Raw genomic sequence first — 13717 nt, 5'->3', positions numbered from 1 at the left:
AAGTAGTTCAAGTCCTTTACATAACTAAAAAAGTGTACCGCAACTTTTCAGAATTTCAAGTTACATATAGCCTGTGTTTTGTTAAGATAATGTCTGGAGGAAGAAAAATGACTGATAAACCCTTATTAGAGGCATATGTGGATGCTTATTTTTCAACATTCAAAAATATCAACGAACTGATCTCGGAGCCCATGGCCCAATACCATTTAAGTTTCGAGCAATACCGGATTTTATCCGACATTGCCAATGATCCCACCATCAGCTTGACTGCCATTGTTGCCAAACGCGGCGTAACCAAGCCGGCTGTTGCGCGGCAAATACGCGTGTTGCGTAATTTGAATTACGTGACGCAATCCAAGTTCGAAGCTGATCGGCGGCGTAATACATTGCAGCTAACACCGCTTGGTAAGCAGGTAGAAGCCGCGATTACCAAAGAAGCCAGCGAGCGCTTCAACGAATGGGTGAACGCTTTAGGCGTACGCAAAGCCAAGCAATTTGTGAAACTTTTAAATGAAATCGGCACAAAAGTCATCCAGCCCCGGCAAGCTGCAAAAAAAGAGCAGTAGGCTGCACCGTCTGGATATAAAAACGACGTCAAAGTTCGGAACACCGAACTCTGGCGTCGTTTTGTTACCTGCGGATGTACCACACGTTCAGGATTTGGCGCTAAGTTTGGCAACCTTTTTCAAGCCTTCCGGAATTGCTTCCGGCTTGTCGGCCAAGACTTTGGCGCCAGCATCTTGCAACTCCTTGGCTGAACCAAAGCCATAGGTAACGCCCAGCAGCTGAACATGATTATCCAAGCCACCGGTCATGTCGTTTGCCCGATCACCAATCATGACGCTGGTAGCCGGATCTGTCTGCGTCGCCTTCAGCGCATAAGCCAAAACATCGGTCTTCGTCACTCGCGTCTGCTCATCATCGCTGGCACCGTAAGCACCGGCAAAATATTGATCCAGTGAAAAATGCTTAACCAAACGATGCAACATGGTCTCTGGTTTTGCCGAAGCAATATAAAGCTGATCGCCTTGTTGCTTCAATTCAGTCATGGTATCCAGAAACTTAGGATAGAGCTTTGCCTGATACAGGCCTTCTTCCTCATAGTAATGATGGAAAGCGTCAATTGCCCGTTTAACTTCGACATCATCCAATTCCGGCCAGACTTTCGGCAACATATCCACCAACGCCGGGCCGATAAACTGCACATACGCCGAATTATCCAGTGGCCGCAAGCCGCGATCCTGAACCATGTATTTTAATCCCGCGACAATGCCGGCTTCCGAATCTGCCACGGTCCCATCAAAATCAAAAAATAAAGTTGCCATTGAGATCCTCCTTATTTTTTACCGTCCATAAGCGCCTCAAACCGTCATAATCGCTTATGTCTTGGTGAGCTTACCACTTACATTATACAAGTTCCTGTTCCCGATGGAGGGCATCCTTTAGAATCACCGGCGCAATTAACGTTGTCAGGACAATGACCACAATGACCGCCGAATAATACTCAGCATCCATCAACTTAGCCTCAAAACCGATTTGAGCCACGATTAACGCCATCTCGCCACGGGACACCATGCCGGCGCCGACCACGTTACTTTGCAACCAAGTGGCCCCAGCCAAGCGATCGCCGAGGCCGCACCCGACCCACTTGGTCACCAAGGCCAACAAGGTCAAAATGGCGATAAACCCGATATCCCGGCCAAACGTATCAAAGCGCATGTTCAAGCCAACGCTGACAAAGAAAACCGGAATGAACACCGCATAGCCGATCGCACTCAGATTACTGTCAACTTCCTGCCGATAATGGGTCTGCCCAACCGCAACCCCGGCAAAAAAGGCGCCGATAACGGCTGACATGCCAACAAGATCTGCCACATAGGCCATCCCCAAGCAAATCAGCAGCGACATAATGGTAACAGCCGAAGCCGGGAACAGTTTTTCCGCCAGCCCCATCAAGTACGGCGCCGCCCAGCGAACCACCAGATAAATCCCGATGAAGTACAGCAACTGTTCGACAATTTGCAGCCAGAACGGTACGCTGGCTGTTTTTTGTTCCCCTAACACCGCCACCGTGAAACTCAAAATCAAAACGGTCAGAATATCGTCGACCACCGCCGCACCCAAGATGGTCGCCCCGTTACGGCCATCCAATGCATGCAGTTCTTTTAAAACCTCAACGGAAATCGAGACAGATGTTGCTGCAAAAGTGATGCCGAGAAAAAGGCTGCTGGTCAAATTGAATCCCCAGACGTGAGCAAAGCCGAACACGACGACCACAGGCACGATCACCCCGATCACCGCAACCAGCATGCCGGGTTTGAAATATTTTTTCAGCAATTCCAAATCACTTTCAAGTCCAGCCAAAAACATCAAAATAATAACGCCAATTTCGGCAAATAATGAAATCGTATGGCTAGGCGTCAGCCAACCCAATAATGCCGGTCCAATTAAAATTCCCGCTAACAACTCACCGATCACGGCGGGCATTTTCAGCAAGCGACTGATATGCGCCAGTATCAATGTTGTTACCAAGATGAGTGCTAAGTTGCCAATATCCTGCATATTTCTCCTCCATTTTGAAAATCGTCAACCCGTTGTCAGCCGCACCTCGTAAGCATTCCGTTCCGGCACCGGCTCATCCATGTACACAATCCCGCGAAAGTCGAAGCCCATCCCGGTAATCGCATGTTGCATAATCACGTTTTGTGCGTGCGTATCGACCCGTAAGTCGGTAAAACCGCGGCGATAGGCTTCACTCATGATGTTGCTGAAGAAAACCCGACTCAGTTGTTTGCCACGAATACTGCCGTCAAGCGCAAACCTATGGACGGCCAGGTACGGCACATCGGCCAGCCAGCCTTCCCCGTCGATCCGGAGATAGTGCGGGTCCGGACCCACAACCAGCGCCGCCAGTCCGGCCACCTTGCCGTCAACCACAAGCACCCGGCCGATCCCGGTGGCAACGTCCTGCTCAATGGCTGCCTGATCCGGATAAGTGCCTTGCCATTGAGGAATGCCCTGATCGCCTAGAAACTTGCGAGCAGACACAATCACCCGCATCATATCAGGAATATCGTTGGTCGTCGCCGCGCGCATGAAAATGGTTGACATCAGCTTCATCTCCAAAAAATAATTGTATTGCCCTATTTTCCCGCATCTGACCGCAAGTTTCAATCTGCTCGTTGAAAGTTAAGGCCCTTGCTCAAATTTAGTGACAAAAACGCCCCCGCAAAATAAACTGCGAGGGTCATTTTCGATATTAACAACCTTAATGCCGGTGGTGCATATGATGCTTCTTGTTCAAAGGCACCTCTTCATACTCCGGTGCAAAGACGTCATGAGCGCCGCGATGTTCTGGTGCCAACCGCCAGTTGTGGCGACCGTGATGATGTTTGTGCATTTGTAACTTAAGACTCAGCTGTTTGGTTCGCTCTTTTTCGATGCGCAGCTTCTGGTGACCGCGAATGATCATGATGCCGCCGCCTAATGCCAACGCAATTGGAATCAAATGCACGACGGCCATCGGGATCATTAATTCCGGTTGTTCCTCAATCGCCTTATCAAACGCATGAACCGGTTCAAATAGATCATCTTTTAATTCATCAATGCTAGCCATGAAAGCACCTCCATTACCTAAGCAACTTTAAATCACCACTTTTATTATAACGTTAATTGTCACTTAAAGGTGCTTTTGCGTCGGTTTGCGTGAGCCACTGGCCTAAATGGCTGAAATAATCGGTCGGATTGTCCAACATCTGCCCGTGCCCGGCGTTTGGGGTAACATGCAACGTGGCATGTGGGATCGTTTGGGCCATCCGTTCCGCCGCGGTCAATGGCATGGTCTCATGGCCGCCAAATGTCAAATAAGTCGGCACCGTGATTTGGTGCATATCGGCCCGGCGATCCCAATTTTTAAGCGCGCCGACCATCACGAATTCGTTGTCACCTTGAAAATAGTGATAGACCGGCGTTGCCAGTGTTGAAATTAAGTGCCGTGGCTGGGGATCGGCTGCGTGGTGCAGATAATGCTCACCTAGTTCGCTCACCAACGCCTGGTATTTGGCATCGTCAAACGCATGGCGCGCCTCGATTTGCTGCATATACGCAACGTCTTCAGGTGAAAACATCTTTTCGCGAATCTTGTTGATATTGACTAGGTATTCATCCAGGTTATCAATCATCGAGCTTAGGACCAGTCCCTTAAGGTGTTCGCCATATTTAAGCGCATACTCGATCGCCAGCACGCCGCCCCAAGATTGACCAAGCAGGTAAAAGTGATCAATTCCCAGCTGCTGGCGGACATTTTCCACCTCATCGACGTAATACTCGATGTTGAGGAACCGTTTTTGATTAGCCGGATCCGCAAAGTCGGGTTGATCGGAAAAGAATGAACCCAATTGATCGTAACGGGTAACGCGAACACCATACGGCTCGAGTTCTTGGGCAAAGTTTTCAAACACTTCGTTGGTGCCGCCGGGTCCACCATGCAAAGTCATCAGGCGAATCTGGCCTTGGCCTTGCGTCTGGGTCCATAGATGATAACCGTTTGGCAACGTTACAAAGCGGGTTCCGTTCGGATTTAGTTTTACCATGCAATCGCTTCTTTCCTGTCATTTAGCCTTTATTATGACGGTTGCCATGGCACCAGACAATAGCCGGCAACCGGTATAACTTCAAAGATTCGTAAAAACAAGTTTGATATTCGGCATCTCGTTGCATAGATTGGTAAAATAAATAAAAAGAACTGGAGGGCATGCGATGGCAGCGCAAAACATTTCACCTGATCAGGGTTTATCGGCACAACAGGTTCAGCAGCGGTTTGAGAGCGGTCAACACAACCTTCCGCTCAAGCCTTTGACCCGTTCCATTAGCCAGATTATCCAAGTCAACACGTTTACTTTATTTAATTTGGTCAATGTTGTCCTTGGTGCACTTATCATCACCACCGGCAGTTACAAAAACCTGTTGTTCCTTGGTGTGGCCATCATCAACACTGCCATTGGTACCATTCAGGAAATTCAGGCTAAGCGGCAAATCGATAAAATGTCCATCCTCGCCGCTGCTCATGCCACCGTCATTCGTGACGGCCAGCGCCAAAAAATCGATCTCGAGCAGTTGGTCATGGATGATATGGTGCTTCTCAAACGCGGCGATCAGATTCCGGTTGACGGTACCGTTGTTGCCACCAATGGGCTTGAAAGCGATGAAAGCCCGCTGACCGGTGAGTCGCGGCCGATCACCAAAAAAGTGGGCGACCCATTGCTTTCCGGTGCCTTTGTGGTTTCGGGCCAAGCTACCATGCGAGTCACCGCTGTTGGTAAAGATACTTTTGCCGCTAAACTTTCTTTGGAAGCCAAAGCCGAAAAAGCCAGCCAAAGTCAATTACTGGCAACGATCAATCGCATCATTCGGGTTTTAACCTACGTGCTCATCCCAATCGGTATCATTCTTTTTTCCGTTTCCATGATTCGCCGCGGCAATTATAATCGGGCTATTTTAACCACCAGTGCGGCCATGATCGGGATGATTCCGGAAGGTTTGGTGTTGCTGACCAATGTGGCGCTGGCTGTTTCTGCCCGCAACTTGGCCGTCAAACGCGTGTTGGTTCGAGCCTTGCCTGCCATCGAAGCCTTGGCGCGTGTCGATACGATTTGCCTCGATAAAACCGGCACCATCACCAGCGGAAAACTTAAAGTTGCCAACACGTTGCCGGCTGCCGGTCACACCGCTGAAGATGTCACTAGTGCTGCGGCAGCCATCGTGTATGCGCTCAATGATGATAACGAAACCGCCTTAGCCATCAAAGCCGCAATCGACGCTGACGCCAACCAGCAGGTCACGCAAACTATGCCGTTTTCATCTGCGCGCAAATGGTCTGGTGCCGTGGTTGACGGACGGGCTTTATTTATGGGAGCGCCGCAGTTTACTTTTGGCGAACAGCTGCCTACCGATATCGCGACCCAAATCAAACAAGCCGCTGCAAACGGCTACCGTGTGCTGGCGGTGGGGACCGTCAAAGCGCTTGCTCAGCCGCTTGTGAACCCGGAGTTGCTCGGGCTCATTTTGATCACCGACGAATTACGCCCGACTGCCATTAACACCTTTGATTTCTTCAAGAGTCAAGGCGTGGCATTAAAAGTGATCTCCGGTGATGACCCGATCACAGTTGCCAATATTGCCAAACAGGCACACCTTGAAGGCGCCGATCGCAGTGTCGACATGAGCACAATTGCTGCCGATGCCACTGATGCCGATTTTCAGGATTTGGTCAAGCAGTACAACGTTTTTGGCCGCGTCACCCCGGATCAAAAGAAGCAACTCATTATGGCTTACCAAGCATTAGGCCATACCGTTGCGATGACCGGTGATGGGGTAAATGACGTCCTTGCTTTGCGCCAAAGTGACTGTAGCATTGCCATGGCTTCCGGTGCCGATGCCGCCAGCTCGATTGCGGATTTCGTTTTACTTGATTCTAACTTCGATGCCATGACTGGTGTGCTCAACGAAGGCCGCCGCGTTATCAACAACATCGAACGGGTGGCATCGATGTATCTGGTCAAAACCATGTACTCCGTCATCTTAGCCACCATTTTCGTTTTCCTGCCACTCGACTACCCGATCGTGCCGATTAACCTTACGCCGGTCTCGGCCATCGGCGTTGCCATCCCATCCTTCTTCCTGACGCTAGAGCCTAACTTTGAGCGCGTCACTGGGCAATTCATGCAAAAAGTCATGACGGTTGCCGCGCCAGCCGCTATCAGCGTGGTCGTCTATACCTTATTGCTAACTTGGATGGAGTCGTTCCTGAACCTCAGCTTCGACACCACCTCAACAATGGTCGCGATGTTGATCGGCACAATTTCCCTTAATGTGTTACTGGTCGTTGCCCGTCCCTTCAATCGGCTCAAGGTCGGCTTGCTGGCTGGTCTAAGCGCAGCGTTATTCCTGGTATTCTTTATTTTCAACCATGTCTTTTCGCTCGCCAGCTTGTGGCAGTGGCAGCTAGCATTGATTTATGTACCTCTCATGGTCTCGACTGTACCGTTTTATCTGCTCATCCAGGAATTCCTTGGTCGGCGAGTGTTATCAAAAATCAATTGGCGCTAGACAAAAATTCCATCCGCCATTTGGTTTGACTCGTGTATACTGAATTTGGATGAATTTTCTGAAAATATTTAGGAATCGAGGCACACGCATGGCAGAGGAACAAACTTTAGTTTTGGTCAAACCCGATGGCGTCGCGAATGGGCACATTGGTGAGGTCATTACCCGCATTGAGCGGCGCGGCTTTACCATTGAGGCCTTAAAAGTCACTCAGGCAACAACTGCTCAACTGCACCAGCATTACGCGGCACTTGTCGACAAACCTTTTTTCCCAAAAGTTGAACGGTTTATGACCAGCGGCCCGCTTGTGGCCATGGTTGTCAGTGGCTTTAATGTCATTGAGGCCGTTCGAAAAATGACGGGCGTAACTAATCCGGGAGACGCTGCACCAGGCACCATTCGCGGCGATTTTGGGCGGGAATGGGCCGACCAAACCATCCGCAACGTGATTCACAGTTCCGATAGTGAAGAAAGCGCACGGCGAGAAATCCCGATTTGGTTTGCCGATAAGCAATACGCGCCTAAATCATAATCACCGGGTGGGTACATAACTAATAATCGGAAAAAACCGCGGTACGATCTTTGTAACGATCGCACCGCGGCTTTTTTATGCCAACACGTTAACGGCAAGCAAATTTAATAATACGTACGCCGATTGCCAAAATTCAGCTTGGCAATAATCGTATTCGGCTCCGTCTGATCCGGCGACTGGATCCACAGGCCGCGCGAAGCCAATTCCTTAAACAAGTAATTCGCGGCAGCAATTTCTTCGGCAGCAGGATCATCAATCGTTGCCCCGGCCTGATGCGCTTGGGCAATAGCGTCGTCAACGGACAATACCACTGTGTCGGCAAAGGTCGTTTCCAAAGTCGCGTATAATTGTCCCAGTTTATCGTCAAGATAGGTCTCTAAAGCTTTGAAAAAATCCGCATGGTCGGCTTTTCGATCAAAGTAGCGCGCCACTAGCTGATTGTTGTCGATACCCATTCATAACACATCCTTTTTATATAATTCTACCATGAGCAGTTAGCCGAAAGAAATAATCGGTTCAACAGGAGGCCGACACGCACCTTAAGCGCGATCAATGCTATACTTTAGCCACCATGTGAAGGAGGCTTTTATATGAGCGAAACTGAGTTACCTAAACGCGAGGCGGTTGATCCAAAGCTGACTTGGGATCTAACCCCGATATTTCATGACGACTTTGCTTACGGTGAAGCGGTCAAACAGGTCCGCGCCCTAACCAAGGATTTTGTCCGCATGTATCAGGGAAAATTGACGGAACCGGCCGTGATTGTCGATGCGTTGGCCGACTACGGCACGATTGTGGCCCTCGATAGCAAAATTGCCCACTGGGGATTTATGCCGTATTCAACCGATACCACCGACCCTAAATTGCGGGAACGCCAGGCACAGGTCACCGCACTGGGCGGCGAAATCGGCGGTCAATTGAGTTTCTTCCAAGCCGAACTCACCCAGTTGTCCGAAACCGTGCTTGATGCCGTGGTCGACAAGGCGCCTGACTACGCCGGCTTCATTCGCCAAATCAAAGTAGCCAAGAAAGGCGCCCTGCCACCTGCTGCCGAAAAGGTGTTAGCGGAATTGTCCCCGGTCTTTCAGGCACCCAGCAACATTCGCGACCAAACGATCTTCGGCGACATGGACTTCGGCACGTTTACGGCTCACGGTAAAACCTACCCGCTTTCGTTCGTGATGTACGAAGAAAATTACCAAAAGCATCCCGACACTGAAATTCGGCGCGCCGCGTATGCCCAGTTCAACAAGACCTTGCGCCGCTATGAAAATACCATGGCTGCCGGCTACTTAGCACAAGTCACCCGCGAAAAAATTACGGCAACCATGCGCGGTTACGATTCCGTCATCGATTACCTACTTGCTGACCAGGAAATCAATCGGGAAATGTTTAACCGCCAAATCGATGTGATTATGCACGACCTAGCACATGTCATGCGCAAATATGTGACCCACGTCAAAACGCTTTGGGGACTGGATCACATCGGTTATACCGACTTACAAATCGACATTGACCCGAGCTATGCACCGACCATCACCTTGGCACAGGCTCAGGAAATGATCAAAAACGCGACGGCGTTGATGGGCAAAGATTATCAAGATCAGATGATGCAGGCATTTTCGGATCACTGGATTGATTTTCCTGCCAATCAGGGTAAAGACTCAGGCGCTTACACGGCCGGGCCTTACGGTGTCCATCCATATGTTGAAATGACTTGGAGCAACACACTGCCAGCAGTGTACACGCTGATTCACGAGCTGGGGCACACAGCGCAGATGGTCCGCTCGCAGCAAGCGCACAATGTTCTTGATGCGGACTTCAATGATTACTTAGTTGAGAGTCCTTCGACTTTTAATGAATTATTATTGACCCATTATCTCGAAGAAACTGCCAAAGACCCGCGGATGAAGCGATTTGCTTTGTCACGCTTGTTGAATGACACCTATTTCCACAACTTTGTCACCCACTTGCTTGAAGCGGCTTTTCAACGTGAGGTTTATACGCTGATCGATAAGGGTGAGAGTTTTGATGCTGCGCGCCTTGATGCGATTACACGTAAAGTATTGACCGATTTTTGGGGCCCGGCTGTTGAGCTTGAAGAAGGCGCTGAGCTAACTTGGATGCGGCAAAGCCACTACTACATGGGGCTGTACTCATATTCCTACTCTGCCGGTTTGACCGTGGCCACTCAGGCGTTTCAAGCCATCGAGCAGCAAGGTCAGCCTGCTGTTGACCGCTGGCTCCGATATCTGAGTCTGGGTGATTCACTCGATCCAGCTGCCGCAGCTCGTGTTGCCGGCGTCGATGTCACCACGGATGTTGCCCTGAAACACGCTATCAGTTTCTTAGGTGATACGGTGGATGAAGTCGTGGCTTTGAGTAAGGAAATTGATCAGGATTAATTATAGATTTACACAAGAGGCTGAGCCATAATTCCGTAAGATCATTAACAGTTTAAGAAATTCCGAACGATACAGAAAAGGTTTAGGCAATTGGTTCCAGGCCGCGCCAAACTCCGCAATCTCCGGCCAGCTGGGTCTGGAACGCTGTGGGCACGACTTAGAGCCTCTGCAAAACCGGCAGAGTCTCTAAGCTCGGCCTTGATGTAGGCGGGGCAAAAAGCGCCCCACCAACATCAATTTCACAGCTGAGCCCCATCTGGCCTACGATTGCTCCGCCTTGGCACTCATATCTTAAATAATCTCACCGAATTACTCCATAGAAACAAAAGATGAACATACTCGATAACGACAAGAGTACGTTCATTTTTTTAGCGTGGCTATGAATTATGGCTCAGTTTCTTCATACGATTAGGCGATCAACTCACACATCTGCATCAAGTCGAATCACCTGATCATATTTTTGCTGCCACGATTTGCTGATGTGATGGGCAACCTCGATTAACGTTGCCGGTCCCTGCAGTAAACGTGCGTGCAGTTGATCACTTAACGCTTCATCTAGCGCAGAGGTCACCTCGTCAGCTAACAGAATCGGTCGGTGCCGTAATATTGCCCGAGCAATTTCGAGCCGTTGAATCTGGCCGCCTGACAGATTGTGCCCACCGTCGCCAACCTGATAGTCCCAGCCTTTTTGCGCAATCAGGGTTGTGAGCCCCGCGTCAGCCACCGCTTTGTCTAAATCAGCCTGTGAAAAATGACCGCCTAATGTCAGGTTAAAACGGACCGTATCATCGAACATAAAAGGCGATTGCTTGATCAAGCCGAACAATCGGCTTAATTTTCCACGGGTTTCGTCAGTGATTTGCGTGTCCCCGAGCCAGTATCGGCCAGCAGCTAACGGTAATTCACCCGCCAATAATCGCAACAAAGTCGATTTGCCATAGCCAGACGGCGCCATGATCAAAACTTTTTGGCCAGGCATGATCGTCAGATTTCGGTCATTAAGGATTTTCTGGTTACCAATGACCACTGAGGCATCTTTTAGCCGAATCGTCCCGCTCGCCAAACCGACACTAGCGGATGAATGAGGTTTTGGCGTCGCCTTGTGGACTTTTTCAACCAGTGGCTTTGTCGTTTGCCATTTGTTTAACGCCTCAATCATCATGATCAAGGGATTGCGCATGTCGTTGGAAAGCTGCACGATCCCCATAAATAAAGCCAAGGTTGAAGCGCCTGCCATGACGCGATAAATGCCAACGCCAAATGGTAAAAGAACGCCAAACCAAAGTGCCAGCAACATTCCTAAGACGTTCATGTTACCCGTCAGGATCGACAACCTTTTCAGCTGGTCTTCCAGGCCCCTTGCCAGCCGGCCGATTCTTGTTTTGACCACTGCCTGTGCTTGATAAATCCTGATTGTGTCCCTGCCTGCCAAATAATTCTTGATGCCGGTTGTCCAGCGGCTATTTGCGGTCGACCAGTCTGCTGAAGCGGTGTGCAAGGCACCTTGAGCAACTCGCGCCACCGCAAGCGGCACCAAATTACCAATGAAAAAGGCCAAAGCCGTCATCCAGTCAAATGCGAACGCCCCGATCATGGCGCCAGCAAACACAATAATTTGGTTAATGATGGTCAGTTCACTGGTAATTCCATTGGTTTCGATCATTTTCAAGTCATTCGTCATAAAAGATAACGCCGACGTCTGAGTGCTGGTTAAATCTGCATCGTCTACCAAATAAGCCGCCATCGTTGCTTTAATTCGCAAATTGACCTCACGCGTAATTGCGGCCTGTAAGTACATCACCAGCCAAGCAGCCGCTGATGCGCCAAAAAAGATCACGACACTTGGGCCAACCGCATGCCAGAGTTGGGTCATGGACCGAGCCGATGCCGCTTGAATGAGCATCGTCAAACAAAATGCGACACCGACATTCATCAGGCTATAAAATAAAGCAGCACCGGTATACATCACCAATTGCCATTTGCGGCCATATCGCCACGTTAACATATCAATCACTCCCATTACTTCAACTAACCGAATCTGATCAGATGGCTTGTTGTCTAATATACGCAGGTATATGCTGGGAGATATGATAAATGTCATATATGAAAGGTGATCACCATGGAAATCGGTTCGCTCCTTCGCCAAATCCGCACGAATAAAGCACTGACACTCGCTGACGTAGCAGATGAGAACATCAGCAGTTCTTATCTGTCAAAGGTTGAACGCGGCCAAAACGACATCACGGTCACTAAATTGATTCATTTACTGCGCCGCTTGGAAACCACTCCGGAAGAATTTTTATATCTTGCTGCTAACGGCTTGCGGCTTGGTTACGGCGATCGCGATCGACTTTTGGAAACGTATTTTGGCAAAACCACGTCGATGTCGATTGATCCTAAAAAAATCCCGCAAATTATTAAAGCTTTAAAACGCGAGGAAGAAAAAGCCCGAATCGTTTTTGAAAAGGCACCCTCACTAAAACATAAACTAGCCGTTAACGGGCGCGCGATTTTAGCTGTTCTATTCCAGTCACTGTTTGTTGAAGATCGCCACGAATTGCCGTTGCGCCCCGATCTGACCCATGTTGCGGAACAATATCTGCAACGGTTAGACAATTGGGGTGAGTTGGATCTGTACTTTTTCATGCTCTTTAGTATTGCCATGCCAGCCGCCACGCAACGCCGGCTCTTAACCATTGCCATCAAACGCAGCCATTACTATCGTCACTTCACAAACACCCCGTTGCTTTTACTCAATTTGCTGGAAAATCAGGTCATGTTGGAGCTGACGAGGCAAGATAACCAAGCCGCTGCGCATTATTTAGCTCAATTAGAAAAAGCGCTCGACAAACAGCCAAGCGCTGAGTTCGCTTTGTGGGCGCGATTTCACCAAGCAGAGTTGTATGCTAGAAATGGCCGGTACAAGCAAGCCGCAACTTTGCTTGATCAAAATATCCAAATGGCCACCACGTTAAAGTTACGCGATCTAACCGATATGTTTTCTTATGCCCGGCCGATCATTCTGAACGAGCCACCAACATCGGTGTATAAGTATTTTCACATTATGATTGGCACCCTTGAGGAAACTGCTTAAGCCATCCTTCGTATTTACCACAAATCAAATTTGAACGGCACCATGCGTAAACGGACCGTTCAGTAAGCTGGTCACATCGGCAACTAGTGGCTGAATTGCCTCTTGAACGGCAGGATATGACTCGCTTCCCCAGTGCTTTAACGCGCGGATCGCTCGCAGCCGCCGGAGAAAATTCATTTGGCTAAGCTTGGGATAGCCTTGCACATAATAAAAACTGGTTACAGGGCAATCATGCATGAGCTGATATTGTTTAATTTGCTGGCAATTCACATTGTCACGCCGAACCACGCCGCTGCCAAACACAATGACCATATCAGGCAGCATGGATTTAAATTGGCGGAAAAATGATTTCAAACCGAGTACCTTATTTCCCACAAGATGCCCGCCGTAAATAATCAAGGTGCGGTTTTTTAAGTCCGAGGCCGTCAAAAACTGAACATCAATCACTTCGCAATGTAAGGTTTGCGCAATACTCAACGCAAACCGCTGGGTAAAACCGGTTTCGGATGTGTAAACGACTAATGTTTGCTGCATCTGGCATCCCTCCTCGAACGCGTGAACGTTAATATGAATTATTACGGC

Annotated in this window: 13 protein-coding genes; 5 read left to right on the top strand and 8 right to left on the bottom strand. The window is 49.3% G+C overall.

The features are described from left to right. Positions 1-107: 107 nt before the first annotated feature. Positions 108-566, top strand: a complete 459-nt coding sequence (locus LACSTY_RS03250; RefSeq protein ID WP_010493661.1) for a MarR family winged helix-turn-helix transcriptional regulator — start codon at positions 108-110, stop codon at positions 564-566. Between the two features lie 87 nt (positions 567-653). Here LACSTY_RS03250 and LACSTY_RS03245 read toward each other — a convergent pair whose 3' ends face one another. The 5 genes from LACSTY_RS03245 to LACSTY_RS03225 form a co-directional block, all read right to left on the bottom strand. Further along, positions 654-1325, bottom strand: coding sequence for an HAD hydrolase-like protein (locus LACSTY_RS03245; RefSeq protein ID WP_087911705.1), 672 nt, complete (start codon positions 1323-1325; stop codon positions 654-656). A gap of 82 nt (positions 1326-1407) precedes the next feature. Beyond that, the gene (locus tag LACSTY_RS03240) at positions 1408-2562 is read right to left on the bottom strand and encodes a cation:proton antiporter (RefSeq protein WP_087911704.1); all 1155 of its coding nucleotides are present in this window, start codon (positions 2560-2562) and stop codon (positions 1408-1410) included. A 24-nt stretch (positions 2563-2586) separates the two neighbouring features. Then, a complete protein-coding gene (locus LACSTY_RS03235) occupies positions 2587-3111 on the bottom strand; it encodes a GNAT family N-acetyltransferase (protein ID WP_087911703.1) in 525 nt (174 codons plus the stop codon). A 157-nt stretch (positions 3112-3268) separates the two neighbouring features. Beyond that, positions 3269-3616, bottom strand: a complete 348-nt coding sequence (locus LACSTY_RS03230; RefSeq protein ID WP_010493652.1) for a hypothetical protein — start codon at positions 3614-3616, stop codon at positions 3269-3271. Between the two features lie 52 nt (positions 3617-3668). Beyond that, on the bottom strand, positions 3669-4592 hold the full coding sequence (locus LACSTY_RS03225) for a proline iminopeptidase-family hydrolase (RefSeq protein ID WP_087911702.1): 924 nt from the start codon (positions 4590-4592) through the stop codon (positions 3669-3671). A gap of 166 nt (positions 4593-4758) precedes the next feature. On the opposite strand from LACSTY_RS03225, the gene LACSTY_RS03220 reads away from it, so the two are divergent. Then, the gene (locus LACSTY_RS03220; protein WP_087911701.1) at positions 4759-7107 is read left to right on the top strand and encodes a cation-translocating P-type ATPase; all 2349 of its coding nucleotides are present in this window, start codon (positions 4759-4761) and stop codon (positions 7105-7107) included. 88 nt (positions 7108-7195) lie between these two features. Then, positions 7196-7636 (top strand): nucleoside-diphosphate kinase, encoded by a 441-nt coding sequence (ndk, locus tag LACSTY_RS03215; protein ID WP_087911700.1) that lies wholly within the window; start codon positions 7196-7198, stop codon positions 7634-7636. A 104-nt stretch (positions 7637-7740) separates the two neighbouring features. Here ndk and LACSTY_RS03210 read toward each other — a convergent pair whose 3' ends face one another. Beyond that, complete coding sequence (locus tag LACSTY_RS03210; RefSeq protein ID WP_010493644.1) at positions 7741-8091, bottom strand: hypothetical protein; 351 nt, start codon at positions 8089-8091, stop codon at positions 7741-7743. 135 nt (positions 8092-8226) lie between these two features. Here LACSTY_RS03210 and pepF point away from each other — a divergent pair, with 135 nt between their 5' ends. Continuing rightward, the gene (gene pepF / locus LACSTY_RS03205) at positions 8227-10041 is read left to right on the top strand and encodes an oligoendopeptidase F (protein ID WP_087911699.1); all 1815 of its coding nucleotides are present in this window, start codon (positions 8227-8229) and stop codon (positions 10039-10041) included. A 421-nt stretch (positions 10042-10462) separates the two neighbouring features. On the opposite strand, the gene LACSTY_RS03200 is transcribed toward pepF, so the two are convergent. After that, positions 10463-12046, bottom strand: coding sequence for an ATP-binding cassette domain-containing protein (locus LACSTY_RS03200; RefSeq protein WP_087911698.1), 1584 nt, complete (start codon positions 12044-12046; stop codon positions 10463-10465). Between the two features lie 114 nt (positions 12047-12160). Between LACSTY_RS03200 and LACSTY_RS03195 the strand changes: the two genes are divergently transcribed. Beyond that, positions 12161-13135, top strand: a complete 975-nt coding sequence (locus LACSTY_RS03195) for an Rgg family transcriptional regulator (RefSeq protein WP_087911697.1) — start codon at positions 12161-12163, stop codon at positions 13133-13135. 24 nt (positions 13136-13159) lie between these two features. Here LACSTY_RS03195 and LACSTY_RS03190 read toward each other — a convergent pair whose 3' ends face one another. After that, entirely contained in the window at positions 13160-13669 is a 510-nt protein-coding gene (locus LACSTY_RS03190) for a flavodoxin domain-containing protein (protein WP_087911696.1), read from the bottom strand. Positions 13670-13717 lie beyond the last annotated feature (48 nt).

Source organism: Lacticaseibacillus styriensis (assembly GCF_030770295.1).
In the GTDB taxonomy this organism is placed as follows: Bacteria; Bacillota; Bacilli; order Lactobacillales; family Lactobacillaceae; genus Lacticaseibacillus; species Lacticaseibacillus casei.
Note: the sequence above shows the minus strand (reverse complement) of the source record. Positions and strands in the feature narration are given on the sequence as shown.

What these genes read in the sequence shown, in the direction of transcription:
- LACSTY_RS03245 (WP_087911705.1), bottom strand. Translation starts at nt 1,325, where the DNA reads ATGGCAACTTTATTTTTTGATTTTGATGGGACCGTGGCAGATTCGGAA.
- LACSTY_RS03200 (WP_087911698.1), bottom strand. Translation starts at nt 12,046, where the DNA reads ATGTTAACGTGGCGATATGGCCGCAAATGGCAATTGGTGATGTATACC.
- LACSTY_RS03220 (WP_087911701.1), top strand. Translation starts at nt 4,759, where the DNA reads ATGGCAGCGCAAAACATTTCACCTGATCAGGGTTTATCGGCACAACAG.
- LACSTY_RS03210 (WP_010493644.1), bottom strand. Translation starts at nt 8,091, where the DNA reads ATGGGTATCGACAACAATCAGCTAGTGGCGCGCTACTTTGATCGAAAA.
- LACSTY_RS03230 (WP_010493652.1), bottom strand. Translation starts at nt 3,616, where the DNA reads ATGGCTAGCATTGATGAATTAAAAGATGATCTATTTGAACCGGTTCAT.
- LACSTY_RS03235 (WP_087911703.1), bottom strand. Translation starts at nt 3,111, where the DNA reads ATGTCAACCATTTTCATGCGCGCGGCGACGACCAACGATATTCCTGAT.
- pepF (WP_087911699.1), top strand. Translation starts at nt 8,227, where the DNA reads ATGAGCGAAACTGAGTTACCTAAACGCGAGGCGGTTGATCCAAAGCTG.
- LACSTY_RS03240 (WP_087911704.1), bottom strand. Translation starts at nt 2,562, where the DNA reads ATGCAGGATATTGGCAACTTAGCACTCATCTTGGTAACAACATTGATA.
- LACSTY_RS03225 (WP_087911702.1), bottom strand. Translation starts at nt 4,592, where the DNA reads ATGGTAAAACTAAATCCGAACGGAACCCGCTTTGTAACGTTGCCAAAC.
- LACSTY_RS03195 (WP_087911697.1), top strand. Translation starts at nt 12,161, where the DNA reads ATGGAAATCGGTTCGCTCCTTCGCCAAATCCGCACGAATAAAGCACTG.
- LACSTY_RS03250 (WP_010493661.1), top strand. Translation starts at nt 108, where the DNA reads ATGACTGATAAACCCTTATTAGAGGCATATGTGGATGCTTATTTTTCA.
- LACSTY_RS03190 (WP_087911696.1), bottom strand. Translation starts at nt 13,669, where the DNA reads ATGCAGCAAACATTAGTCGTTTACACATCCGAAACCGGTTTTACCCAG.
- ndk (WP_087911700.1), top strand. Translation starts at nt 7,196, where the DNA reads ATGGCAGAGGAACAAACTTTAGTTTTGGTCAAACCCGATGGCGTCGCG.